The sequence below is a fragment of the Burkholderia sp. Bp9140 genome (assembly GCF_003853425.1).
GTDB lineage: Bacteria > Pseudomonadota > Gammaproteobacteria > Burkholderiales > Burkholderiaceae > Burkholderia.
Window position 1 is genome coordinate 1 of the sequence record NZ_QTPQ01000123.1, and the last position, 602, is coordinate 602.

A 602-nucleotide genomic window follows, 5' to 3' on the forward strand; every position below is an offset into this window, starting at 1 on the left:
CGCTGGTCGAGAAGCTGAAGACCGAAGCCAAGGTGCTGTAAGAGGGAGCGGAAAGAAATGACGATTCTGGTTATTGCGGAACACGACAACGCGTCGATCAAGGCCGCGACGCTGAACACGGTGGCAGCGGCGGCGAAGATTGGCGGTGACATTCACGTGCTGGTCGCGGGTCATAACGCGCAAGCGGCGGCGGACGCGGCAGCGAAGATCGCAGGCGTGTCGAAGGTGCTGCTGGCCGACGCGCCGCAGCTCGAAGCGGGCCTCGCGGAAAACGTCGAAGCGACCGCGCTGAACATCGCGAAGGACTACTCGCACATCCTCGCGCCGGCCACCGCCTACGGCAAGAACATCGCGCCGCGCATTGCCGCGAAGCTGGACGTCGCGCAGATCTCGGACATCACGGCGGTCGATTCGGCCGACACGTTCGAGCGTCCGATCTACGCAGGCAACGCGATCGCGACGGTGCAGTCGAGCGATCCGGTCAAGGTCATCACGGTGCGCGCAACGGGTTTCGATCCGGTTGCGGCGGAAGGCGGCAGCGCGTCGGTCGAGAAGATCGAAGCGGCGGCAGACGCGGGCGTGTCGCGGTTCATCAGCCGCGA

At 65.3% G+C, this 602-nt stretch carries 1 pseudogene; it reads left to right on the top strand.

Annotated features, from left to right (window positions below):
• Positions 1–57: 57 nt before the first annotated feature.
• Positions 58–602 (top strand): annotated as a pseudogene (locus DIE21_RS36885) (electron transfer flavoprotein subunit alpha/FixB family protein); the annotation flags it as partial.